This is a genomic window from Bacillus sp. EB01, assembly GCF_000613125.1.
Classification (GTDB): domain Bacteria; phylum Bacillota; class Bacilli; order Bacillales; family Cytobacillaceae; genus Bacillus_D.
In genome coordinates this window covers 3,045,750-3,070,735 of the sequence record NZ_HG964497.1, presented here as the reverse complement: position 1 = coordinate 3,070,735, position 24,986 = coordinate 3,045,750, and the positions used below count along the sequence as shown (strand labels likewise).

Annotated in this window: 21 protein-coding genes and 2 pseudogenes; 17 read left to right on the top strand and 6 right to left on the bottom strand. The window is 39.7% G+C overall.

Going from position 1 to position 24,986, the window contains the following annotated elements:
* Nucleotides 1-146: 146 nt before the first annotated feature.
* On the bottom strand, nucleotides 147-1,265 hold the full coding sequence (locus tag TY16_RS14025; RefSeq protein ID WP_231505619.1) for a type I restriction endonuclease: 1,119 nt from the start codon (nucleotides 1,263-1,265) through the stop codon (nucleotides 147-149).
* Nucleotides 1,266-1,615: 350 nt separating this feature from the next.
* On the opposite strand from TY16_RS14025, the gene TY16_RS26620 reads away from it, so the two are divergent.
* On the top strand, nucleotides 1,616-3,019 hold the full coding sequence (locus tag TY16_RS26620; protein WP_197028400.1) for an AAA domain-containing protein: 1,404 nt from the start codon (nucleotides 1,616-1,618) through the stop codon (nucleotides 3,017-3,019).
* A gap of 17 nt (nucleotides 3,020-3,036) precedes the next feature.
* Nucleotides 3,037-4,356: an AAA domain-containing protein gene (locus TY16_RS26615; protein WP_197028399.1), complete on the top strand. Its 1,320-nt coding sequence runs from the start codon at nucleotides 3,037-3,039 to the stop codon at nucleotides 4,354-4,356.
* 437 nt (nucleotides 4,357-4,793) lie between these two features.
* Here the strand turns inward: TY16_RS26615 and TY16_RS26915 are convergent.
* Nucleotides 4,794-4,968 (bottom strand): annotated as a pseudogene (locus TY16_RS26915) (nucleoid-structuring protein H-NS); the annotation flags it as partial.
* 158 nt (nucleotides 4,969-5,126) lie between these two features.
* On the opposite strand from TY16_RS26915, the gene TY16_RS14015 reads away from it, so the two are divergent.
* The 8 genes from TY16_RS14015 (at nucleotide 5,127) to TY16_RS13980 (ending at nucleotide 14,510) form a co-directional block, all read left to right on the top strand.
* Nucleotides 5,127-7,310 carry a beta-propeller domain-containing protein gene (locus tag TY16_RS14015; RefSeq protein WP_043932502.1) on the top strand — a complete coding sequence of 728 codons (2,184 nt, stop codon included), beginning with the start codon at nucleotides 5,127-5,129 and terminating at the stop codon, nucleotides 7,308-7,310.
* Between the two features lie 97 nt (nucleotides 7,311-7,407).
* Nucleotides 7,408-7,737 carry a DUF4230 domain-containing protein gene (locus TY16_RS14010; protein WP_043932501.1) on the top strand — a complete coding sequence of 110 codons (330 nt, stop codon included), beginning with the start codon at nucleotides 7,408-7,410 and terminating at the stop codon, nucleotides 7,735-7,737.
* Nucleotides 7,738-7,992: 255 nt separating this feature from the next.
* On the top strand, nucleotides 7,993-8,865 hold the full coding sequence (locus tag TY16_RS14005; RefSeq protein WP_043932500.1) for a MurR/RpiR family transcriptional regulator: 873 nt from the start codon (nucleotides 7,993-7,995) through the stop codon (nucleotides 8,863-8,865).
* Nucleotides 8,866-9,600: 735 nt separating this feature from the next.
* Nucleotides 9,601-10,902 (top strand): aminotransferase class V-fold PLP-dependent enzyme, encoded by a 1,302-nt coding sequence (locus tag TY16_RS14000; protein ID WP_231505618.1) that lies wholly within the window; start codon nucleotides 9,601-9,603, stop codon nucleotides 10,900-10,902.
* Nucleotides 10,903-11,226: 324 nt separating this feature from the next.
* Nucleotides 11,227-12,495: a dicarboxylate/amino acid:cation symporter gene (locus tag TY16_RS13995; RefSeq protein ID WP_043932499.1), complete on the top strand. Its 1,269-nt coding sequence runs from the start codon at nucleotides 11,227-11,229 to the stop codon at nucleotides 12,493-12,495.
* A gap of 143 nt (nucleotides 12,496-12,638) precedes the next feature.
* Entirely contained in the window at nucleotides 12,639-13,853 is a 1,215-nt protein-coding gene (locus TY16_RS13990; RefSeq protein WP_043932498.1) for a pyridoxal phosphate-dependent aminotransferase, read from the top strand.
* The gene (locus tag TY16_RS13985; RefSeq protein WP_043932497.1) at nucleotides 13,850-14,293 is read left to right on the top strand and encodes a RidA family protein; all 444 of its coding nucleotides are present in this window, start codon (nucleotides 13,850-13,852) and stop codon (nucleotides 14,291-14,293) included. The genes TY16_RS13990 and TY16_RS13985 overlap by 4 nt, the downstream gene beginning before the upstream one ends.
* Nucleotides 14,268-14,510, top strand: coding sequence for a hypothetical protein (locus tag TY16_RS13980; protein ID WP_043932496.1), 243 nt, complete (start codon nucleotides 14,268-14,270; stop codon nucleotides 14,508-14,510). The genes TY16_RS13985 and TY16_RS13980 overlap by 26 nt, the downstream gene beginning before the upstream one ends.
* A gap of 378 nt (nucleotides 14,511-14,888) precedes the next feature.
* Here TY16_RS13980 and TY16_RS13975 read toward each other — a convergent pair whose 3' ends face one another.
* Nucleotides 14,889-15,158, bottom strand: a complete 270-nt coding sequence (locus TY16_RS13975) for a hypothetical protein (protein WP_043932495.1) — start codon at nucleotides 15,156-15,158, stop codon at nucleotides 14,889-14,891.
* A 446-nt stretch (nucleotides 15,159-15,604) separates the two neighbouring features.
* On the opposite strand from TY16_RS13975, the gene TY16_RS13965 reads away from it, so the two are divergent.
* The 5 genes from TY16_RS13965 to TY16_RS13940 all read left to right on the top strand — a co-directional run bounded on the left by TY16_RS13965 (nucleotide 15,605) and on the right by TY16_RS13940 (nucleotide 19,415).
* Nucleotides 15,605-16,969, top strand: coding sequence for an ADP-ribosylglycohydrolase family protein (locus TY16_RS13965; RefSeq protein ID WP_231505617.1), 1,365 nt, complete (start codon nucleotides 15,605-15,607; stop codon nucleotides 16,967-16,969).
* A gap of 328 nt (nucleotides 16,970-17,297) precedes the next feature.
* The gene (locus tag TY16_RS13960; protein ID WP_043932493.1) at nucleotides 17,298-17,774 is read left to right on the top strand and encodes a hypothetical protein; all 477 of its coding nucleotides are present in this window, start codon (nucleotides 17,298-17,300) and stop codon (nucleotides 17,772-17,774) included.
* Nucleotides 17,775-17,959: 185 nt separating this feature from the next.
* On the top strand, nucleotides 17,960-18,439 hold the full coding sequence (locus TY16_RS13955; protein WP_043932492.1) for a PaaI family thioesterase: 480 nt from the start codon (nucleotides 17,960-17,962) through the stop codon (nucleotides 18,437-18,439).
* A 187-nt stretch (nucleotides 18,440-18,626) separates the two neighbouring features.
* Nucleotides 18,627-18,971: an ASCH domain-containing protein gene (locus TY16_RS13945; RefSeq protein ID WP_043932490.1), complete on the top strand. Its 345-nt coding sequence runs from the start codon at nucleotides 18,627-18,629 to the stop codon at nucleotides 18,969-18,971.
* Between the two features lie 3 nt (nucleotides 18,972-18,974).
* A complete protein-coding gene (locus TY16_RS13940) occupies nucleotides 18,975-19,415 on the top strand; it encodes a hypothetical protein (RefSeq protein WP_043932489.1) in 441 nt (146 codons plus the stop codon).
* Nucleotides 19,416-19,698: 283 nt separating this feature from the next.
* Here the strand turns inward: TY16_RS13940 and TY16_RS13935 are convergent, their stop codons facing one another.
* On the bottom strand, nucleotides 19,699-20,658 hold the full coding sequence (locus TY16_RS13935; RefSeq protein WP_043932488.1) for an aldolase catalytic domain-containing protein: 960 nt from the start codon (nucleotides 20,656-20,658) through the stop codon (nucleotides 19,699-19,701).
* Between the two features lie 736 nt (nucleotides 20,659-21,394).
* The gene (locus TY16_RS13930) at nucleotides 21,395-21,862 is read right to left on the bottom strand and encodes a hypothetical protein (protein ID WP_043932487.1); all 468 of its coding nucleotides are present in this window, start codon (nucleotides 21,860-21,862) and stop codon (nucleotides 21,395-21,397) included.
* 119 nt (nucleotides 21,863-21,981) lie between these two features.
* Here TY16_RS13930 and TY16_RS13925 point away from each other — a divergent pair, with 119 nt between their 5' ends.
* The gene (locus TY16_RS13925; protein WP_043932486.1) at nucleotides 21,982-22,593 is read left to right on the top strand and encodes a CGNR zinc finger domain-containing protein; all 612 of its coding nucleotides are present in this window, start codon (nucleotides 21,982-21,984) and stop codon (nucleotides 22,591-22,593) included.
* A gap of 311 nt (nucleotides 22,594-22,904) precedes the next feature.
* On the opposite strand, the gene TY16_RS13920 is transcribed toward TY16_RS13925, so the two are convergent.
* Nucleotides 22,905-24,461: an amidase family protein gene (locus TY16_RS13920; RefSeq protein ID WP_043932485.1), complete on the bottom strand. Its 1,557-nt coding sequence runs from the start codon at nucleotides 24,459-24,461 to the stop codon at nucleotides 22,905-22,907.
* A 168-nt stretch (nucleotides 24,462-24,629) separates the two neighbouring features.
* Here TY16_RS13920 and TY16_RS13915 point away from each other — a divergent pair.
* A pseudogene (locus TY16_RS13915) lies at nucleotides 24,630-24,873 on the top strand (VanW family protein); the annotation flags it as partial.
* Nucleotides 24,874-24,986: the final 113 nt, after the last annotated feature.

Sequence of the window (24,986 nt, the reverse complement as noted above, 5' to 3'; positions counted from 1 at the left end):
TCGTACCCTTGTAAAGTAATTGGTGCAGACTGACCTTGGTGAATTTTCTGTAAAGAAAATGTGCATGTTTAAAGAGTTCCCATGAAAAATCCTAAAGCTGCCGAGGCTTTAGGATTTCTTTAAATTAAGAATTTGATTTAGGGTCTTCAAACATACTTCTTAGCAACTTCAATAAGTCTGTCTTTATAAAAAGCAATGTCTGCTACTTTCTCCAGTTTCTCTGAAGATCTGGTTTCATCATTGAACTGGATATATTTATTAGAGTTATTAAAGCCTAACCGGCAGACCCATTTTCTAATGTTGTTGTCTATCAGGATATTAAAATAACTTAAATTGTCTCTATACGATATCCTGTCTGCAGGAACTGTTTCATTTAACAGGAACTTCACTGTTACATAACTTTCTAATTCTTCCTCGGTTGTGACAATTTGCGGCTCAACTTTGGTTTCAACAGGTTCTATTTCGGCGGACAACTCTTGAGAAGGAACATCCTCTTTATTAGTGTTTTTCAATGCAGCATTTAATTTGTCATTTACCAATTCGTTTATGAATTGCTTGTACCCTTTTTTAATTAAGGGTTCGAATTTTTCAATAGTACTCTTAGTCTTAATACCATCATAAATCTGGGAAATAAGAAACCGTACATAGTCTTCTGAAGGGTTTTCCCTTTGCTCATTTAAGAAGACTTTTAGCTTACTTAGGTATTTGAGTTCTGATGCTGTTGTAAAGATACTCTCCAGGTCGAAACTATCTTTTCTGAACTTAGCCAACTCGCTCAATGAGCTATCTTTAATATCCAAAAGATTGAATTCGAAGAAAGGGGAAGCATCCATCTTATTTTGTTCTTCAAGGTCTGTATAAAATCTATAGATCAAGCCGTTTGTCAAAATACCAAACTTTGCGGCAGTAGTGCCAAAATACCGGAATAGCTGAGAATCATGTTTTTGGAGTTGCTCGCTTACCGATTTTGCCTCAATTAAAATTACAGGCTTACTATCTGCCATGATGGCATAATCCACTTTTTCTCCCTTTTTTATGCCAACATCCGCAACAAACTCTGGTGTAAACTCATCGGGATTAAAAATGTCATATCCTAATACTTGAAAGAATGGCATAACTAATGATGTTTTAGTAGCTTCTTCAGTAGCAATTGAATTCCTTACCTTCTGTGCTCTAGCTGAAAGTGTTTTTATCTGCTCAATAAAACTATCCAAAATACTCATCCTCCTTAATGGAACAAGGTTCAATCTTTTGGCCTTTGACATTTATAATTCTATCAGAGATACCATAATTTTACTATAAATAACCTAGTTCTTACCTGAGGTTACGATAGAGGTAACGATGGTCGGGACAAGGGTTAAGGTCATTATTTTAAACACCGGGACGGTTCCAATGGCTATTCTGCATTCTAACTACAGTGGTGGTGTGGGAAGCAGTAATTTATCAAAATCAATAAGATGATTAAACTGGAACTGAAATAAGTTATGAATAATAACTTTCAGTTGTATAGCTCCAATAAAAATCCTAAATTACCCAAACAGAAAGCATTAATAATGGTAAAATTTAATAGAAATTAAAGGAAAAGTTTGGTTCAACTATTGAGGTGGATTTAGGTGTGGATATAAAAAGATATCTTATCCTTGTCAAAGGCGAGGATAAAACTGATCAAATCGACTGGATGAAATATGGAAATCGGATATGGGTTATAAAGTTTATAAATTCACAAAGGGCCTTTTCTTACAACTATTTGAATGTTGTAAAATTGGAGAATCCTGAGCGTAAAAATCCTGATACGCATGTGGTGTATGAACAGAACCGGCCCATATCGGGTGTTGTTGAAATAATAGTGTTTGGTGAATATGTTAGATTGATTTTTAAATCCGGCTATAAAAGAGTTTACAAGCGATCGAGTCTAATTATTGAAGAAACATCCCTTACCAGGACCCCAGTTTCTAACTGTTTCGATTATTTCAAAAGAGTGGCGTCCTTGGTAAGTGTGATAGATGAAAAGGAGCAAAGTTTTTTAAGCAGGCAATTTGAAAATCTAACTGCTATAAGTCCCCGTAGTGTTTTATCCTCTTATCTGGAAGGGGCTCCATTTGAAAAGGCAAAAATGCAAAGGCAGGTTTTTTTTCCTTTTGGGTTTAATTTAAGTCAAAAGACTGCTGCAGAAAAGGCACTGACTGAGCAGGTAAGTGTTATTGAGGGACCACCGGGAACTGGGAAGACTCAAACAATTTTGAATATCATTGCCAATGCAGTACTGAATGGCCAAACAGTTGCGGTGGTGTCTAATAATAACTCTGCAACAGCTAATGTTCTTGAAAAAATGCAAAAGTATGAAGTTGACTTTATAGCTGCCTATCTAGGAAACAAGGAAAACAGAGGGAACTTTTTCATAAATCAACTTAAAGATTACCCTGATATGACCTCTTGGAACTCTCTAGAATCAGTATTAAGATCAACGGCGGAGGCACTTAGTGAATCACAGAAGAAACTTAACGAAATGTTAAAGTATAAAAATGAACAGGCAGAGATAAAGCGGGAACTGTCCCAATATCAAACTGAACATGAATATTTCAAGCAGTATTTAAGTGAGTCGAACTATACTCCAATTGATATAAAGTGGAAGAGGCGGCTTAAAGCTGATAAGATAATGAAATTAATTTTAGAATATAAGATCTCCAGTAAAGAGGGAAAACTATCGTTCAGAAAAAAACTATACAATATGTTTGCATACAGGATATACAATTTTAAGCTTTACAAATATCCGTCGGATTCTGTTATCTCTTTTTTACAGCAAGCTTATTATGAGGTTAAAATTAGTGACCTTCAGGCTAAAGTCAGTGAGTTGTCTGGAAGGCTTAGTGCGTATAATTTTGAAAAAGCGATGGAGGACTTTTCGGAGAAATCTATGAAATTATTCAAAGCAAATTTGGCCAAGAGGTACACGAACGCTTCCAGAAAGGAATTACCGACGAAGCATTATGGAAGGAACAAGAATTTGAAGAATTTATAAGAGAATACCCAGTCGTTTTGAGCACAACTCATTCTTTGCGGAACTGTGCAGCAAAAAATTACTTATTCGATTATGTATTAATTGATGAGGCATCCCAGGTTGATTTAGTTACAGGTGCCCTTGCGTTATCCTGTGCAAAAAAGGTTGTGATTGTTGGTGATACGAAACAGCTTCCAAATGTCATTCCTGAGGAAGACAAAGAAATAGCGAATAAAATCTTTAAGAACTCAGGGTTGAGAGATGCTTATAATTACGCTGAGCATAGCCTGCTCTCTTCGATTCTTGCCTTATACAAAGATCTTCCAAAAACACTCTTGAAGGAACACTATCGTTGCCATCCAAAAATCATTGAATTCTGCAACCAGAAATTTTATAATAATGAGCTTATTATATTGACCAGTGAAGATAAAAAGGAACCCCAACCGCTCGTTCTTTATAAAACAGCAAAAGGAAATCATGCAAGAGGAAGGCAGAATGAACGACAGCGGGACATGATATTCAATGAGATTTTACTTGAACAAAAGATTGATGAAGAAAATAATTCGGTGGGCATTATTACTCCCTTCCGCCTGCAGGCAAATGCACTTCAGCAAACAATTGGCCAACGAAACCTTGAAGCAGACACAGTGCATAAATACCAGGGTAGGGAAAGAGATGTTATTATCCTTTCAACTGTAGCCAACGAAATCAAAGTAAATGATTTCGCTGATACCTCCAATCTCATAAATGTAGCTGTTTCTCGTGCGGTGGACCAGTTAATAGTCGTTGCTGCTGAAGGGGCAGAGGACTGGAAAGGGACAAACATTGGAGATTTGGTTAGATATATTAAATATAACAACTTTGAAGTTATAGAAAGCCAGATATACTCAGTTTTTGATTTTCTTTATACCAGCTATTCAGAAAAGTTGCTTGATGTTGTCAGAAGCGGCAAAGTGGTTTCTTCACATAAATCAGAAAATATTATGAATGCTGTTATTGAGAAAATCCTTAAGGAACCTGAGTTTCAAATTCTGGATCATGTCCTTCACCAACCATTACGAATGCTTATAAAAGACACTGTTCTACTTAATGAAGAAGAAAACCAATATGCGATGAATATTCTGACCCATACTGATTTCGTGATATTTAACATGCTCGATAAAATGCCATTGCTGGTGGTAGAAGTGGATGGGCATGCCTATCATGCGAACAACCCAGTCCAATTAAAACGCGATGAACTTAAGGACAGCATTTTGGAGAAGTATGGGATACCGATTATTAGAATGAAGACAACTGGCAGTGGTGAGGAATCGAAACTTAGACAAAGGTTGAAGGAGTTACTGGGCAATAAAAGCTGAAATATACAGAACCGGTCTGGACATTCCAGGGCCGGTTTTGTTTTGGGTGCAAGGCACTATCCAATTTTATTCGTAATTTATGTGTTTGAAACTTGCAAATGATGTTCTTTGTGCTCGTGGCGAGGTCATTGGGGTTGTAATGCCCGCTACTTTTCTAAAATAAGTATGATGACTGGCACTGCCCGTGTTTGTCGAATGGCTCCTATTCGAGCATTACTTGGGTAGAGCAAGGTTTTATTATACGTTTTTCTTTTGCTAATCGTATCCTCATCGGAAGAGAGTAAAACCATCACACGAAGCAGCTTCTCTACTTTTATAAAAAAGCCATAGGGAACGTCCCTATGGCTTCACCTATGTATCCTTTCCCTAAATGCCGAGCGTATAAAGGTGCGTCTGTATCCTGCCCGGCTAGGAAGATGGCTATGGATTCAGACCCCGCGGGGATGTTCGTTCAGGATACCGGAAATCATGTAGGGGATGATGTAGCCCCATTCCCACCTTTGGCGCATGTCGAGTATATGCTTTTCAATTAGCCAAGGACAGGCTTAATCTCATAGCTTATTTTTGTATATAGCTGACGAGTAGATCTGTATGACAGCTACCGGCGGCTCGGGATCGGTGTAAATGCAGTACTATCCTTCATCGCCTTTTCTTTCTTAATTTATAGTTCTAGCTTCCTTTTTATATTTTTTATCAAACCTGAAAAAAGAAGTTCCTATCATGACACATGGCCGGTAGTATTCCCGTCTAATCTTTCAGGGGGGATAAAGATGAAAAAGTGGATAATTTTAGGCGGGGTTTCGTTATTATTTATAGCCGGGCTTTCTTATTACTTCTTAACGCAGTTCAAGCTGGTCAATGCCTGGGAAGGGAACGAAGAAGCCATTGTTATGGCCAATAAAGTGTGGAATATTCAGTTTACCGAAAAAATCTCGACAGAAAGTCTTCGTTCTGATTCAATCTTTGTTTTGGATGATCAAGGAAAGAAAATTAAAACTGCGCTTTCCCTTAGTGATGATCAAAAAACCGTTTATATTGACCCTCCAAAAGAAGGGTATCAACTTGACGCAAAATTTTACACCCTCCATTTTAAACATTATCTTGAATCTACCGTCGGGAGAAACTTGGGAAGGGATAAATCCTGGAAGTTTGTTGTAAAAGAAGACCTTCCTGTCATAGGCTCGAAGGAAAAATTGAATGGTTATTATAAAAATCTATTAAAAGAAGAAGAAAGAACTTCATCAGGCGGCTGGTTTTCAAGTGATACCAGTGAGTCGGGCATGAGCGAGGAAAAATCCTCCGCAGATAAAGCTGCCAATGCTGAATACTCCCAAACAAATAATCAGGTTCAGGGAGTAGATGAGGCGGACATCGTCAAAACGGACGGGAAGCATATTTTCCAGGCAGAAGAGAATGAAATCCGAATCATTAAGGCTATGCCGGAGGATGGTATGAAACTTTTGTCCAAGATTTCTTATCCCGGAGAGTTTACGCCCAACCAGCTTTTTTTACACGAAGGAAAATTGGCTGTCATCGGCAATCAGTATCACTATAATTCAAAACCGTATGAACAAATGGAGAAGGATTCGAAGATTTTACCTATGATGATGTCAACGAAGGCTGTTATATATGATGTGAAAAATCCAGCCAAACCTGTGATGATCCGGGAGGTTGAGCTGGAGGGAGGCTATATGTCAGCGCGGAAAGTGGAAAGCATGGTCTATCTGGTCACCATGCATCACCCGGAGTATTGGCTGCTCCGGGAAAACGAAGCACTCGATATCCGTCCAAAGTATTCGGATACAGCATCCGATACTGGCGAAAAAATAGTCAGTTATGATGAAATCAAATATTTCCCCGAATCGAAGGAGCCCAATTATACAATGATTGCGGCGTTCGACCTCAATCAGCCAGGGAAAAAGGCCGCTGTCACCACCTATCTGGGCAGCGGGGAGCAAATGTACATGTCGAAGGAAAACCTCTATCTCGCAATTGCGAATTGGACTGGGCACCCGCGCGGGAATTGGACAGAGATGCCAGCACCGGATACAACGATCCACAAGTTTTCGATTAAAGGGATGGATGTGGACTTCCAGGGGTCTGCGTTAGTGCAGGGCACCGTGCTGAATCAGTTTTCCATGGATGAGCATGATGGTCATTTCCGGGTCGTGACGACAAAGGGATATGCCTGGGATGAAAGCAGGCCATCCTCCAATGCGCTCTATATACTGGATAAAAATCTGAAACCGACCGGAAAGCTTGAATCGCTGGCGCGGGGAGAGCGAATTTATTCAGCGAGATTCATGGGCGATCGCATCTACATGGTCACCTTCAAAGAAACGGATCCTCTGTTTGTCATTGAAGCTAGCAATCCGGCAAAACCAAAGGTGCTGGGTGAATTGAAGATTCCGGGGTTTAGCAATTACTTGCATCCTTATGATGAGAACCATCTGATTGGATTCGGGCATGATACAAAAATTGTTGCGGAGAAAGAAGCGGGCGCACAGCCGCGCATCTTAACCGATGGAGTCAAAATATCACTGTTCGATGTCAGTGACATGCACAATCCAAAAGAGAAATTTACAGAAATCATCGGCGGCAGAGGGACGTATTCACCGTTGAATGATGACCATAAAGCACTGTTATTCAACAAAGATAAGGATGTATTTGCCTTCCCGATTTCCGTTTATCAAAACAGCAAGGAAAACGAATATGATCAAATCTTTGAGTTCCAGGGGGCATATGTATACAGCATCGATCCCGATAAGGGGTTTGAACTTAAGTCGAAAATCAACCATAACACCAACGGACAACCATCCATTTATGAAGAATATGATCCAGCAATCAAGCGTCTCCTGTATATCGGCAATACGATGTACGCACTGTCCCCGGGCAAGATAACAAGCCATGATCTGAAATCCTACAGAAATATAGGAACACTTGGTCTAAGATAATGAGGCTATCCTAAAAAAAACAAAAGCATGGGCGCCTGAGTGACAACCGATCATTCTTGCCATCAATGAAAAAGGATGTATCAATACTGATATTAAAATGGATGAGGGGTTTGAGAAGGCCGCTGAGGCACTAGATAAAATTCGTAAAGAAGCCATCTCTATTGGTTTACTAGATACTGCAGAGAAAAATGCAGAAAAAGTGTTAAAGGAATTTTTTAAGAATATTGGTTATACGGTAAATGTCACGTTTAACTATTTGGACGGCCTGCCCATGCTGCTTGGGACAGGTCTTTCTGTTATTTACTGGGGGAACCATAGAGATTTGGCGTATTCTCCTTATTGTAGAAAATGCCAATCATTAACCAAACACCCGCATTCGGAAAGTCACCGGGACCGTCCCGGTGGCTTTTCCTGTCGGCGAATCTAGATTACATGACAGACTTTAATATCAATTAGTTCTTGTACCCTTACTCCTGTATCAATAAGATCACGAAGGCCTTCAGACAGTTCCAGTCGGGCTGCTTCAGAAGTAGTACTAGTCAGTTAGTTTTATTATTTCGGTAAAAATAGACTTGAGATTCTAACTACTTCGTCTGAGTAAAATAATCTAAAAATGCTTCCAATTTTAAATAATTGTAATTTCCTATATAATAAGGGAATAGAGGTACTTGGGGGTATATGAATGAGTTCATCACAAAAGTCCTTAAAATCAATAATAAGTAATTCCAAGCTAACAAAAAAAGAAGAAGAAATAGCTGAATATATATTAAATAATTTAACAAATGCGTGTCTTGTAACGTCAATAGAATTGGCGAATCGATTACATGTTAGCAATGCAACGATTATCCGATTCTCTAAAAAGTTGGGTTTTTCTGGTTATAGTGATTTTCAAAAGTATTTAAGAGAACAGTGTTATGAAGGAAGTCTGGCAATATCTGATGATGTTACCATACCTTCTGAAAGATTGAAGCTGAGTTATGATAAAGTTAAACAATCAGATTTATTAAATGATAATTTGAAAATACTTGAAAAAAATATTTTCTCTATATCAGAGAAAAACTCATCTGAAGAATTCAATAAGGCAATAAATTATATCATTGATGCCAGAAGAGTATTTGTTTTAGGTAGTAGAGCTAGAGTTCCTTTGACGGAGATAATGGGATTATTCCTTAACCAAATTATTGATAATGTAGTTGTTAATAGTACTAATTCATTTACACCGTTTGATACCTTGGTTTCCTGTAGCAAGGATGATTGTGTCATTATTTTTTCTTTTCCAAGATACTCTGAAGTAGACATTGCAGCAGCCAAAATGGCAAATGAGGCTAATGCAAAAGTTGTCATCATTACTGATAAAGCTACAGCACCCATAGCACATTTTGCTGATGTACTACTTTTAGTTTCAGTTGATAGTAATGCTTTCTTCAATTCATACACTCCCGTATTATTTTTAGCTGAATTGATACTTACACATGTAAGTAGGACTTCAGTTATTCAAAGTGAAGAAAAATTAGAAAGAATTAATAAACATATCACCCAGTTTGGAATGTACTAATAAAAGGGACTTCAGAAAGTCGATATAACTTACGACTTTCTGGCCAGCCCATTTATCCACAATTTCGTTCATTTCTTTTTAAGAGCACCTTCAATGTATCTAGATCTTTTGCAACACTTCACAGGTAATTTCCCCCTTCGCTATGTTGACCACGTTTCAAATCTTCATTTTCAGAATTTGCTTCTAATCCACCTTTATTCGTAATTTGTAAAGCATAAGGAACGGTTACATTAGTCAGGCTATTGTAAACGTAATTAGAATAGTTCCAGGCATGATGCTGCGGCATAATGACTGCTGCAGGTGGTAAATCGAAGTCCCGCCAATCCTTTTTTATTTTTACCTTGGCGTTTTATCCTTTACCTCCTTAGTCTCGGATCATTATCTAGATTTAATTAACAGGCCTAAAGCTCCTAAATAATTGCTTATTCCTCCAATTACAAACATAGCAGATTAATAAAGCCAGCCAACCAATCCCTTATTTTGTCCAATACGCATACAATCGCGTTCTAATTTATTAACAAAAACCTGTCACTTGGACTGATAAATTGTTATCACTTCCAACAAAAAACAAGCTTTACATAAAGAATTTGTATTTTTAATTAATTTATCTGAATATTTATTTTTCTTATTGTAATCAGTAAATTGATTTGATAAAATAAAAATGAAGAAAAATCTTCATTTATTTTTTTTTATGAAGAAATGAAAGCGCTTTTAAATTATGGAGGAGGCTGAAAATTGAAGGGGTACAAAGTTGGAAAACTCATGGATCAGGAACTATTAGACACACTACGTGACAAATTTGCTTTTCTTGACCACGATCCAGACTATGGAGAAAGACTGTTTTTTGATAATTCAGGTGGTTCTTTAAGATTAAAAGAGGCTATCAAGGTAAAGGAAAAAAATGATTTATTGCCAGATTGTCCTGAAAGGTATCATCAAAGAGCAATAGATTTTAATAGCCTCAGGGACAGATGTACTAATGATGTAGTAAATGTAATGTTCGGGGCAAAGACCGGTTCCCTCATCACCGATTTAACTGCATCCCAAGTAATGTTTAAAATGGTTTCAACTGTTATTGAGAATGTTGAAGGAACCAATGCTGTGACTACTAATATCGAACATCCTTCTGCTTATGACGCAGTAAAATTCTATTGTGAAAAGAACAATAAAGAATTTAGGGTTGCTGAAGCAAATGTTCATACAGGGTTTGTTGACCCTGAATCGATCGCCGAACAAATTGATAAGAATACTATTTTGTTAAGCGTAATAGCATCGAGTAATATATCGGGAAATATTATGGATCTCGAGAATATTATAAAGCTGGCTAGAGCCAAAAACCCGGATTTATATATCATTGTCGATGCCGTGCAGCATATGCCACATGGGACTCTTGATGTAGAAAAACTGGGCATAGATGGAGCAAACTTTGCACCATATAAATTTATGGCCTCAAGAGGAATTGGTTTTGCCTATGTTTCTGACAGATTATCAAAACTTCCACATCAAAAACTAATTGCAAAGGATGACAGTGTTTGGGAACTTGGCTCCCCTGCACCTGCTTTATTTGCATCCATGTCGGCCGTTATCGATTATGTATGCTGGTTAGGTTCGTCTGACAGTATAGGAGACATGTCTAGAAGAGATTTGTACCTTAACGGTATGGAAAAAATTGTTTTACATGAAAGGGCACTCCTGCATAGGCTCCTTGAAGGTAGTGAAAAAATTGAAGGATTGAGGCACATGGATAACGTAAAAGTTTTTGCGGATTACCCGGATTTAACGAAAAGGGATCTCATTGTTGCAATAGGAATTGAAGGTAAAGATTATGAACAACTTAGAAAAGATTATCAGGATAGAGGAGTTACAGTATTTGAACGTGTGAATACTAGTGTTTATTCCAAACGTATACTAGAAGCTATTGGCTTAACAGGCACTATCAGAGTTTCACCTTTTCATTGTCATACAGTGGATGATATCGATAAATTTTTACTTGTAACAAAAGAATTATCTGTCACAAGAGAATTGGCAAGTTCATAAATAGCATGGCGGGCTATCAAGAGGTAGTATTCTGACATCCGACAAATAGGTGGATTGAACCAAGTATTGTAGGAGCATGTACTCTATGAGACATGGGAGAGTACCCCGCGATGAGTCATGTGGAGAGATTCACGTGCGTCCATAAGGGAAAATTACTATTCTACAAAAAGAAATAGTACTCTATTTCCAAACCTCTTACTATCTATTTATTTTAATTAAATTCTAAGCATTTCTCTTTTGCCGTTAATTTTTATAATTTTTGAATATTTCATAAAACAGAAGTATTTTAAAAAAACATTAGTTTAGAGAGGGAGAGCGTATGATATGAGATGGTGGTTTAGCAGAGAATTATACGTTAAAATTTTAATCGGAATTATTCTTGGCGTTATCATTGGATTGACAATGGGAAATGCGTTAGATGTGGTTCTTAATCCGATAGGCGAAGTATTTCTAAGGTTATTAAAAATGTTAATCGCGCCAGTCATATTTTTTACTATAGTTAGTGGCATTACGACAATGGATAGTGTTAAATCTTTAAGATCTATAGGTGGGAAATTATTACTGTATTATTTATCTACTTCTGTATTAGCAGTAATTATTGGTTTGGGAATCGGATGGATCATTCAACCAGGTAATCAAGGAATGACCTTTTCCGAAGCAGACAAACCAACTGAAGAAATAGCAAAATTTAATTTTATCGATTCCTTAGTTAGTTATGTACCCACTAATCCTTTTCAAGCTTTAGTTGAAGGGAATGTTTTACAAATTCTTTTCTTTTCAATATTCTTCGGCATCGTGTTATTACTGTTAGGTGACAAAGTCAAAACGCTGACAGCTGTAATGCGTCAAGGCGCTGATGCCACGATAAAAATTACGGATATCGTTATGAAGTTTTCACCTTATGGTATTTTAGCTTTAGTAGTTCAAATGGTAAACAGTTTAAGTATTTCAACTTTAGCGGAAGTAGGCAAATTTATTATCGCTGATTATATAGCTTTAATTATTGTTTTGCTTATCGTTTATCCATTGCAGCTGAAATTTTTGGCAAAAATAAAAACATTGCCATTCTTCAAAGCCATATCACCTGCTATCATGATAGCGGCGAGTACGACTTCTTCCGCAGCTACATTACCAGTAAATTTAAGGGTTGCTGACAAGAACCTGAAGATACCGGAAAAGATATATGGGTTCGGCCTAACTATAGGAGCTACAGTAAATACAAATGGTATGGCCGTAGCTATAGGAGTAATCGCTATATTTGCATGTAATATTTATGGAGTGCCTCTAACACTGCCTCTATTGTTCCAGTTTGTGTTTTTGGGGCTTCTCTTATCTGCCGGAGCCGCAGGAGTGAAGGGGGCAGGAATCGTATTATCGGCAACACTGTTATCAACAATGGGTTTACCTTTAGAGTTGATTCCTATATTGGCAGCTATTTGGCCACTGATCGATATTGGACATACTACTGTTAATGTAGTTGGTGATTTAGTTGGCGTTTCAGTAATAGCAGCCCGCGATGATGAGATGGATGTTGAAGCGTTTAATAATCCAGTATTGGTGACAAACAATGATATGCACCAGGGGAAATTCTAAAAAGGTAGAAACCTTGTCAATTGCTTGGTTAAAACTTAAATTTTCGTAAAGCAGGGGATAAAATTCCTCTGCTTTTCCCGAATAGAATAATAGATTCGTATAGTATAAAAAATCAATACTTAATAAGGAAGAGAGGGAGAATAATGAATTTAATAGAAGAAAAGTTTATAAAACTTGGTGCTGAATTCGCACCTGGACAAGAAGTACGGCAAAACACGGAGGAAGTTAACCTGCGTGGGGAGAAAATTCCTGGTACGCCGGTTGACTTTTCCCATGGTGATGTTGATGCTTTTGAACCAATTCCAGGTACTCTAGATGACTTCGTCGAAGGTGTTCATCTTGGCGGCAGGCAGGCCTACACCGAGTACCGTGGAAGTAAAACAATCAGGGAGAATGTAGCCGAAAAGCTTTCTGGTTTTACAGGTACAACGATTAATGCAGACCGAAATTTAATCATCACACCAGGAACACAAGGGGCACTTTTCCTTGCGATGGGAGCTACTATTGCTAGAGGTGACAAGGTTGCTATTGTTGTGCCAGACTATTTTGCCAACCGGAAACTCGTCGAATTTTTTGACGGTATCGTCGTTCCTATCCAGATGGACTATTTAGAAACAAACACAGGCGCAGGCCTGGATTTAACTCAGCTAGAGGACGCTTTTAAATCCGGGGTAAAACTCTTTTTGTTCTCTAATCCTAATAATCCTACAGGTGTCGTTTATTCACCGGATGAAATTCGCGGGATTGCGGATCTAGCCCAGCAGTATGGGGCAACAGTTATCGTTGATGAACTGTACTCGCGTCAGATTTTTGAGGAACGGACTTATACGCACCTATGCGCGCAAAATATTTTGGATCCCGAGAATGTAATTACCATCATGGGTCCATCTAAAACAGAGTCGCTAAGCGGATACAGGCTAGGGGTAGCATTCGGATCAGCTAAAATTATTGACCGTATGGAAAAGCTGCAGGCTATTGTGTCCCTGCGTGCAGGCGGCTATAGCCAAGCCGTATTGAAATCTTGGTTTGCCGAACCGGAAGGATGGATGGAGGGGAGGATAGCACAGCACCAGGCTATCCGTGATGACCTGATTGGCACGCTGCAAGCAGCTGAGGGTTTTAAGGTGAGGGCCACAGAAGCAGGCAGCTATCTTTTCCCAAGACTACCTGAATTAGAAGTTTCAATAGAAGAATTCGTGAAGATTCTTCGTCTCCAAGCTGATGTCACAGTGACACCTGGAACAGAATTTGGTCCACAGTTCACTGATAGCTTCCGCATCAACTTTTCACAAGATCATCAAGCGGCAGTTTCTGCCATTGAGCGTGTCATTAAGGTAGTGGAGCAGTATCGTAAATGAGTGGGCTAAGGGGAGAAGCTAATCCTATTCCACAGGGAAAATATGTCCCGGCATCACGATATGAAAACCTTATCTATACCGCTGGGATGACTCCGAGGAATAATGGCGTACTGATTCAAGAGGGAAAAGTCAGCGCAGGGCTCCCGGTTGGCACCTATAATGCAGCAGTCAGGCAAGCAGCGGCCAATGCACTTACTGCAGCTAAGAACATGATTAATGAACAAGAACGGCTGGAGCAGATCCTTGCGCTCACTGTCTACATTAATGCAGAAGACACATTCCAAGCGCACTCCAGTCTGGCAGACTTTGCTTCTGAATACCTTTTTGAAGAATTGGGCCATGCAGGTATAGGGAGCCGAGCTGCGATAGGTGTTGCATCATTGCCGGGTAATGCACCGATAGAGATTCAATTGATTGCTTCAGTTTGTTCAGCAAAATGAAGAAGTTGTTGAATTAAAAGGCGAAGTGGATGAAAGAGCAATCCTGGATATGCAAGTGTACTCACCTTGGTACGAGTTCACTGGCGTTACAAACACCAAAAGGGCAGAAAAAAGAGAGGCGGAAATCCTGGAATATCTAGGAGAACGGAAAAACCAATATGTCAGTATGGAAACATTGCAGGATATATGGGAGAAAACCAGGTGCCTGGCCCAGTAACAATTAAAGCATATATTTCAAAAATCAGAAGAAAGATAAAAACCTGTATGCCGGCAGTATTATGAAGACATCAATGTAAATAAGTGTGGCGTTGGCTACAAATGGGAATGTCCTGTTCCTTTGAATGTTATAGACAAATTTGACTGAAGAAAGGTTGGGGGCTCCCCAACCTTTTTTATTTATACTCACTTTATCAAAACAAAAGGAGTGAGTAAGTATGGTGGACGTTTTTGTATACGGAACATTGTGGAAAGGAGAGGCAAATCACGATTTGGTTAAAGGCGCTGCCTGGCTGCCTGTATCGCGGAACAGTGCTGGATGAGCGGAGGTCTCTTTGACACTCCCTCTTTAGAATGAGGGGCTTTCTTTTTATCTAACCTATAATACTTTTTTTAGATTTTCCCTGAACTCATCCGAGAAAACTCCTTTTGAAATTCCATCCTTAAGAACGATTAAAAGTTCCTCTTCCGTTAAATCTAGCGGACGCAGCTGAAACTTCTCCACACCATCCTTTACTTTATACCAGGCAAATCTAATTTCATTCCGTTTTATGTCTTTGATGTAAATTTTCTCAACCGTAGCAATATGTTCTCCCTCTTGGGATCTGCCTTGAGCAAGTAGATTACAATATTTTGTGCTTTTTAACATTTGAATTCCTCCCTGTATTTTTATACTCTAGAAGAATTGTTTTTATGTAATTCGATTCTACTATATTCTTCATAACATTTGGAAGGAGATGTTAAATTACTGGAGAATAAGATTAGTAAAGAATATCGGAGGATTACCATAGGAGGAAGATATGCATGAATGTTATGGGAAAGAAATGTGTAGAGTGTAACAGCGTACATAGCAATTCAGCAAGGTTTTGTTCAGAATGTGGCAGTGACAAATTCAAGATAGGTCAATTTTCATATCATAGTATTTACAAAAAAAAGGTACCGACACCACGCTTTCTAGTAATCTATGTCCTCCTTGTAATGCACCTATACCGAAGGGAACCAGTGAATGCAGGTCCTGTGGTGATGAATTAATAATTATAGATGGGGTTTCATTTAGTAGTTATTTCGGAGAATAAAGCACCATGGGAGGGACAAATGAACCACTACGAAGCTATTATTGAAGCGTTGACTGCAATAGGTGGAGAGGCAACCATAAGAGAAGTTGATAATTGGATAGGAAATAAATACCCGAACTCTTGGAAAACCGCGGGAACTGCTCTTGCTGATATGGTTCCGAGACAGAATGGTGGTAATAATTCCTCTAATGTAAGGGAGGAATATCAAGTAATCGAGCGTGTGGCTCCTGGACGATACCGATTGCTGGATAAAGGGGGAGTGGCAGTTGGTGGTAAATCATTCGGCTTCTTCAACAAAAATAAAGATATTTTGGAACAGGCAATGAAGACTAAAAAAGATTTCTTTATAGCTTCATTGCTTGGTGGTGCTGTTGGAGATGGGCTTGGCTATTCGGTTGAGTTTATGACGCTTAATGAAATCAAATCCAGGTTTGGAGTACAGGGCATAACTGATTTGGATATTGATAAACGAACAGGCAGGGCGATCATATCCGATGACACGCAGATGACTTTATTTACTGCGGACGGGATCTTATGGTCTTATAAGCGAATGAGCGAAAGAGGTATCGGTTCCTATGCAGGTAGCGGCACTTACCAATCGTATCTTCGATGGTATTATACGCAGACAAGAAAGCTGCCTAATGACGGGGCTGAGTGGTTGCTTGAAAGGCAGCCTCATGAAGAAAGTGAGAGTATTTTAACTTATAAAGAATTGTTTTTTCAGAGAGCGCCAGGAAATACCTGCCTGTCAGCACTTGAAAGTGGCAAAATGGGGCAAATTGAACAGCCGATCAATAACAGTAAAGGTTGTGGAGGAGTGATGCGAGTTGCTCCAGTCGGTTTGTTTCTCCATCGAGAACCGGATCATGCATTCAGGGTAGGGGCTGAGTTTGCGGCAATCACACATGGCCATCCAACAGGATACCTTTCAGCGGGAGCCCTTTCGGCGATTATTGCAGAGCTTATAAATGGGAAGAGTATCATCAACAGCGCTGAAACTGCCATGCATATATTAAAGGGAAATCCTAACCATCAGGAAACCCTTGCGGCAATCGAGAAGGCAGTAGAATTATCAACTAGCCATCTAACCGTAGAAAAAGCAATTTCAAAGCTTGGTGAAGGCTGGATTGCTGAGGAGGCATTGGCGATTGCCTTATACTGCGCTTTAAAAGAAACCGATTTTAGGAAAGCTTTAATCATGGCTGTTAATCACGATGGAGATAGTGATTCTACCGGCTCTATATGTGGCAATATCCTTGGTGCGTGTTACGGAATGCAAGGTGTTCCAAAAGAATGGGCGAGCAGAATTGAACTGAAGGATTTCATTATTAACATGGGCTTGAAACTATATGAACTGTCTGAAAGGGCGTTTGCCAGACATTAATACAACCAATAATGGCCACGCCTAAAATTATAGGCAGGGTCATTTTTTTTTAACAGAAAAGCCCCTAGGTTTGCGAATTGGTAAATACACTTAGGAAGTCATGGTTTTATATGGATAATAAAATAAGAAAATGATCATTGCCAGTTTTATAACAGCGTATGATGTAAGAGACTTTAAACTAATCATGGAAGTGAATGGTAAAAAGAAATTAGGAATCGGTATACCCGTCTTGGATATTGGGATTGGATTGTTGGTGCATTGGGAATGATTGAGGTTTAACCCAGGGCAACCCTGGTTTAGATAACAAAAATATAGGGGGAAAACAATCATGAAGAATACACCATTTACTACCCTGCTTTTTTCTTTGCTATTCTTACTTTCTGCTTGTGGGGATGAAGTATCGAAAGAACTCGAACAATATGTCAATGAGGATATAAAATCCCTTTCCTCAGTAGAACTTGAAGCACTAGAAATGTACCAAAGCGTTACTGGCGCAAACTATACGGATGATTTAACCACATTCGAAACAATGAACGAACTGGTTCCTATGTACAATGAATTCATCACAGATGTGGAAGCCATCAGACCAAAGTCCAAAGAGATTCGTGAGGTCCACGATATTTATATCGAGGCTGTCAATACACAGCAGAAAGCATTTGTTGGCATTTTGGACGCCATACAGAATCAGGATTATCAAGGAGTTCAATTGGCCAATGAGCAGCTGGCGGATGCCAGGAAACTCTTTCGTGACTATCAGGATGCGCTTAGTGATTTACTGGCAGAACATGATATGGAACTGAAATGATCCTCAATACGTTTTATGTAAAAATGCCACCGGGACGGTTCCGGTGGCTTAAGGTGCTGGTTTAAAATCAATTTGTCTTTGTTATTTCGTATTCTTGGTCATTTAGGTGAGACTTTTATATAGTTAAAGTACAACCTGGTCAAAAACTACTATCTTTGAAAAATTGCAAATAAGGTGGAATGAAGATGGGAGAAACAATCGAAAAAGCAATACAGGATATCTATCCTGAAGATTTCGCCTGGTGTTATGGGTGTGGCCGATTGAATAAAGATGGCCATCATCTTCGCACTGGCTGGCAAGGCGATCAGACGGTTACAATCTATACGCCCCAACCCAAGTACATGGGAATTCCCGGGTTTATATATGGCGGGATGATCGCTTCGCTAATTGATTGCCACGGAACGGGTTCTGCCTCACTTGCACTGCACCGCAAGAATGGAAACGAAATAGGAGATGGCGTAGAGCCTCCTAGATTTGTAACTGCCAGCCTCAATGTGGAATTCCTTAAACCAACTCCGCAAGACGTTCCATTAAAAGCAATTGGAACTGTTGAAGAAATTCATCCTAAAAGATGGAAAGTACATATAGAAGTATTTGCAAATGATGTTCTTTGTGCCCGTGGCGAGGTCGTTGCGGTTGTAATGCCTGCTACTTTTACAAAATGAAGCTAGTTGCGGATCACGGCAAATTGAGAAAAGTCTCCCGCAGGCTGGAAATTGGCTTTTTGGTATATCTGCTTAATCTCTCTTTTTTTTTGATTGTGTCCCTGACATGGGTACCATTGTATGCATTGGCGTTCTTTTTTTCGATATATGATATTATAGATGAGCAAAAGGAAGGGAGATTTTTTCAATGACAGAACAGAACAATGCTTTGCCGCCAAAAACATGTGAGGTTGAGCGTCTTGTCACAATGGAAGACGACGTCAATAAAGTGTTGGCAGGCAAGAAAACTGCTACGCGCCGTAACGGCCGTTATGCCGATGTAGGCGAAATCATGGAGTTAAAAGGAAAGAAATTCGTCGTGGACAGTGTCTATTCCCAATCACTTGGAGAATTGACTGATGCAGATGCTCAGCGCGAGGGCTTCGAAAATGTTGAAGCGTACAAGCAGTCGATCCTCTCGTATCACCCGGGAATGCCATGGCTTCCGAAAATGCGCGTCTGGGTGCATGAATTTAGTCCTGTTAAAGAATAAGTAATGGATTTATTGTACAGAATCATTATTTATCTTCACGTCGCAAGCGTGATTGCGTCAATTGGGCCCTTCTTCATTTTGATGCCCATTGTGAAAAATCTGCCTGATGCTGTGGAGAAAGAGCTGGATGCCCATTTGGCTTTGCTGAAGTCAGTCGTGCGGCTGTCAAAACACGCCGGCCATGTGCTGATTGGAACAGGAGTGCTGCTCGTCATCCTCGGACCATGGACATGGAAAACGCCGTGGATTGTCGGAACCCTGGCACTGCTGTTCGCCTCCCTCTTTTTCCTGGCACGGGCATTCTCTCCAACACTTCGGGAATTTTCCGAAGAAGGCGCAAATAAAATAGCACTCACCGCAAAATTGGAGCGCACGATCTGGACCTACATCATTTTATTGATGTCGATGCTCTGGTTCATGGTCGTGAAACCGAATTTGTGGTGAAGATGTTTCCAGCATTGAACCCGAAGAACTCAATTTCGCCAATACTTCTTGGGAAGAGCGGCGGACTTTGACCTTGTTTGCTTTTGTATTTTATAATCACCTTCCGGGTATTTGTGAGTGACAGCAGCTTTTCTACTTTTATAAAAAAGCCATAGGGAAACGTCCCTATGGCTTCGCTTATGTATCCTGTCTCTAAATGCCGAGCGTATAAAGATGCGGCTGTGGCCTGCCGGCTAGGAAGATTGGTATGGATTTAGACCCCGCGGGTTCAGCCATGGGAGTATCAGTACGGAACTGGTGCTATTGAGGCTTCAGGCGTCGTTACTTTGTCATAGAAATCGACAAATTTATCCCGGTTGGCACTGTCACGGTAGGACATGGCGACGCGGGGATGCTCGTTCAGGACACCGGAAATCATGTAGGGGATGATGTAGCCCCATTCCCACCTTTGGCGCATGTCGAGCATATGCTTTTCAATCACGCCAAGGACAGGCTTAAGCTCATAGCTTGTTTTTTGTATATAGCTGACGAGTAGTTCTGTATGACAGTTACCGGCGGCTCGGCCCATTCCATAGACGGATGAATCGAGGAAGGTTACCCCATTGCGTAAGGCAGACAGCGTATTGGCGAATGCGAGCTGCATGTTGTTATGGGTATGAATTCCAAGCTGTTTGTTTGGAAGCATGGCTTTGAACTTGTTCACCTGATGCTCAATGTCTGCAGGATCAAGGCTGCCGAATGAGTCGACGATATAGACCACATCCACAGGGCTTGCTTTCACCAATTCGAATGCTTTAATAAGTTGATTCTCTGGGACGCTTGATAAAGCCATGATGTTGAGTGAAGTCTCATACCCCAAATCATGGAACATTTGCACAAGCTCGAGGCCCTTGTCCACTTCGCGAATATAGCAGGCAACCCGAATCATATCTAATAAGCTTTCTTCGCGCGGCAGGATGTCATTTGGGTCGACTCTCCCAATATCCACGAGTGCCGATAGTTTCGTGAATTTTTTCTCAGGGATAATTTCTTTCAGGAAGTTATCGTCAAGAAATCTCCATGGGTTGGGCTCAGTCGCGTTTAAGAGTTTAGGAGAATTTTTGTATCCAATCTCCATATATTCAACGCCTGCTTCACTTAGGCCATTATACAAGTCTTGAACAAATTCGACGCTGAAGTCCCAATTGTTGACTAGACCTCCATCTCGAATTGTACAATCCAAAATTTTACAGTTATTTTTCATCTCCATACCCTCCACCTCTTAGTTGTAGCCATCTTTGTTATTAGCTTTTATATCATTATCTCACAAAAACGTCAAACTATTTTTAAAATTATGACGGGAGCTTTCTATGGTTTAGAAAGCGGAAGTATTAGATAGGAAAACGAAAAGATTGGTTTTGCAAGGGATTCGAATTGCCCTTTGATGACGATTTATTTTTAGAAGAGTTGAACAAGAGAATAGAAGCGGAAAAAGGAAGTAGGTAAGGGATCCGCAATGGTCGTAAAGGTTGTTTTCGTTATTGATCAAAACGAAGCGAATGCAGTGGGGAACGAAGACTATTACGAATAAACTTATTACAAATAATCAAGAGCCTGTTCCTTTGTGCCTAAAGGGTTCTGTTTTCGGGTGCTTTATTAATAAATGGCATAAAGAATGACGTGAATTGGCACACGTCATTTTCCTTATTTATTAAGGTTCTTTAGCTTCTTTAATCGCTTTTGACATAGCAATTGACATTATATAAGCATTGTACCATTAAAATGTAGTGTCAAAATGACTGTTAAAATCAATGTCACTTGCGCTGCCGGCAATATGTTTTTCTTATTCAACTAACGGGGCAGTTTAGTTAAAGAAGCGAAAAATATGGTGCATGATCCGGGAAGGATTTATGCACCTTTTTATCCACTGCAATAACAAGGGTTCTCTACAATCTTAAAGCTCCAAGGAATAATTCCTGGGAGCTTTTTAATACATATGTTTAGCTTGGGACTTTGATTGTTTTGATCATCTGTCGTATCGAACCGAGGTGGTAGGCGGAGTGAGCAATCGCTCCCAACAGACCATTCGATATCTGTTCATCTAAGGAGTCTAGTGAATCAATCTTTTTAAGTAGTGTTGTGTATTCTTGTTGAAGTTCGTCATTAAATTGTGGCCATGTGATTTTATCAACGTTTGTGATTTTCCAGGATGCTTCCCAGTCCTTACTGGGTTCTTCTCCATTTAAATAGGAATTCGCAACCCATAAGTAATAGCGGGTATGATCCGTTTGTGCGGCGATTGTCGTACCATTGACAGGTATCGAAGCATCTTCTGCCGATAATTTTTCAAGCGTTCCGAATAATCCACTACCGGGTTTCGCTTCTGTGTACCAGCTTGCGTTTTCTTCAGGTCCATCAAATGTTTCCTTCAACAATGTTCTAACAGCTACCAACATCGGATTGTCCATATCAGTACCTCCTGAAGTTGTTTTTAACCACCAAAAACACTTTAGATGGTTATAGTTTAATCGAGTTGTTTCTAACTGTCAATATGTATTATGATGGTTATGGTAAAGGAGTTTTGATTATGCCGGAAACGAACCCTTATATGATGGTCGGAGAACGTTTGTGTATAAATTTCATCAATACCGTCAGTTGGCGGGAAAGTAGTGAGAAAAGGCGGGAATGGTTTACGGGTTACGCCAAATTGGTCGACTGGTGCATCCATGCTGAGGTCTTGACTGGACAACAAGCAAATGACCTTCTTTTAAAAGCGCAGGAGAAACCGTCTGAAGCGGGAGGTGTTCTGAAGAAGGCAATTGAAATGCGGGAAGTCATGTATCGAATCTTCAAGTCCATTTCAAAGGAAACAACGCCACACGGGCCAGACTTGGAACGTTTCAATGAATTTGTAAGCCATTTCTATCAAACTTTGCAAGTAATCCATGAAAATGATCATTACACTTTGGTGTTCAAGCATACCGAGCAAAACTTGGATACTATGCTCCCTCCGATTTTGCAATCTGCTGTTGATTTACTCGTTTCCAAAAACGACCTGGAACGAGTCAAACAATGTGAGGGAGATCCTTGTGGATGGTTATTCTTCGATACGAGCCGGAACCGGAGCCGCCGCTGGTGTTCAATGGCCGATTGCGGAAATCGTGCCAAAGCACGACGATTTTACCAAAAAGAAAAGTGACCATTTTCGGTCACTTCCCCTCTGTATGTTGTTCCATTTTTGGAAAGACTTTGAGATGTAGTTTTTGGAAGAGCTGTACTTAGACTAATGGGGCAGGTTAGTTAAAGAAGAAAAAGGGACTAACGGGTGCTAATCTTCAATAAGGTTTTAAAACGAGGACTCTAACCGGGTCCTTGTTTTATGGTCATTTATCAAAAATATTATTTAACATAGCTTTTTGCAAAAATGATGTACTTTCATTAGTAAAACATGTTTTTTTTTCTCAAGACTTGCAAGGCTAATAAGACAGACCTCATTTTCTATGAAGGTTCCTATTCTAGTTCAGGCGCTTTTCGATGGTTAGTTCCTTCTTGATAAGCATAGGCTAGTTTAATCAATGTTGGCTCGTCGAATTCTTTTCCTAGCAGCTCGAGCCCTACTGGAAGGCCGTTGTCACTGAAGCCAGCAGGAACCGAGATTGCAGGGAAACCTGAATAAGGACTTAAGCGATTAGCATTTCCTGCACCTTGGCTTTTGCCCACTTGTGCCGGTAAAGCACTCGAAGTTGGATAGAGTAGTGCATCAAGGTCATGTTCATTAAATGTTACCATTAAGCTTTCCCTTGCCATTTTAGGACGATTGGTAATAATGTTTTGGTATTCTGTATCATTTTCTAATGATTCTCTTTCATTCCGCGATTTTAATCCGCTTTCCAAACTTGGATGGAATTTCCCGCTTTCGATAATATCTGATAAGGTTCTTACAGGTGCATTCGGCCCAAGGCTAGCCAAATAATCATTTAACTGAAATTTAAATTCGTATCCGCTTAAGCTTGGATAAGAAAGAATTTGACTAAGATTGGGAACTGTTACCTCGAACACTTCTGCTCCAAGTACTTCCATGTCCGCAATCACTTGATCCATCACTTTATTGACTTGAGGATCATTCCCAAACAGGTCGCGAATAACGCCTATCCGAGCTTTCTTTAATCCATTTTTCTTAAGATAATGAGTATAGGTTTTTGGGACTTTTCCGATACTGGCTTCAGTAACTGGATCTGCAGGGTCATAGCCAGCAATTGCATCGAGAACGACAGCCACATCTTCAACCGTGCGTCCTATCGGTCCGCCGACATCCTGTGATAGTGCAAGTGGAATGATTCCATCACGGCTGGCAAGTCCCATAGTAGGGCGAAGTCCAACCAAGTTATTAAAGGACGAAGGTATTCGGATGGACCCACCAGTGTCTGTCCCTAATCCGACAGTGGCAAAGTTGGAAGCAACCGCTGCTGCCGTTCCACCGCTTGAACCGCCTGGATATCTGGTTAAATCATATGGATTATAGGTTTGTCCACCAAGGGAACTAATTGTTTGGAATCCGAAAGCAAATTCATGCAGGTTTGCTTTCCCTAAGATGATTGCCCCTTCATCTCTTAATCTTTTTGTTTGATAGGCATCCTTTAGAGGGATGGAACCTTCAAGTGACAGAGATCCTGCAGTAGTTTCCATATCGTATGTATCATAGTTGTCTTTTAAAATAACCGGAATTCCATGCAAGGGACCGCGAACTTTTCCTGCTTTGCGCTCTTTATCTAGTTGTTTCGCTTCTTCTACTACATTTTCGTCAACCGTAATGATAGAGTTAATGCTATCATCGTACTCCTCAATTCGATTGAGATAGAATTCAACCAATTCCTCAGAGGTTAACATACTACTCTGCATAGCATGCTGCAATTCAAATATCGTCGCTTCCTCAATTTCAACAGATAAAGCTCTTTCAGCGACGGAGCTCGCTGAATTAGAAACAGCACCTGCTGGAGCTGCGTAAGTCCCCAAAGCCATTACTAGAGCAGTGAAGAAAAATATAAATTTGTTATGCCACTTTCCCATTTGAAACCCCTTTCATTTATTAGAATAATTAGAATATATCAATCTATATTTATATTGTATATAAGAGGAAGGTAATGAAATACTAGGTTATATAGGTAAAATTGTCCATTTAGGGGGTTCATTTTATCCCACTTTTAGGCAGTATAAATTCCGGTGTCTGGAACCACCTTATACCAGCTAGTTCTTTACTTAACGGAGACACACCTAGTTGGAGAATGGCGAACAGACAGCTCACCACTTAATACTTACGAAGTTTATGAAAAAAATCACCGTATTACTTTTGAGTATTGGGGCGGTTGAAATACATCGGAAAATATTTAATAAAAATAATGATTTAATTGATAATGAATTCATTACTGAAAACCACGCTATTATGATGTATGAGCCATTGTTAGAGGAACCGAGTGAGTGATAAATATACTATTAAGTCAACGTGGCAGTTTAGTTGAATATAATGTTAGAGACAAATTATATATAGAGCAGCTCAAAAACTATAAACTGAGCTGCTTTTTTGCAATTTTATTG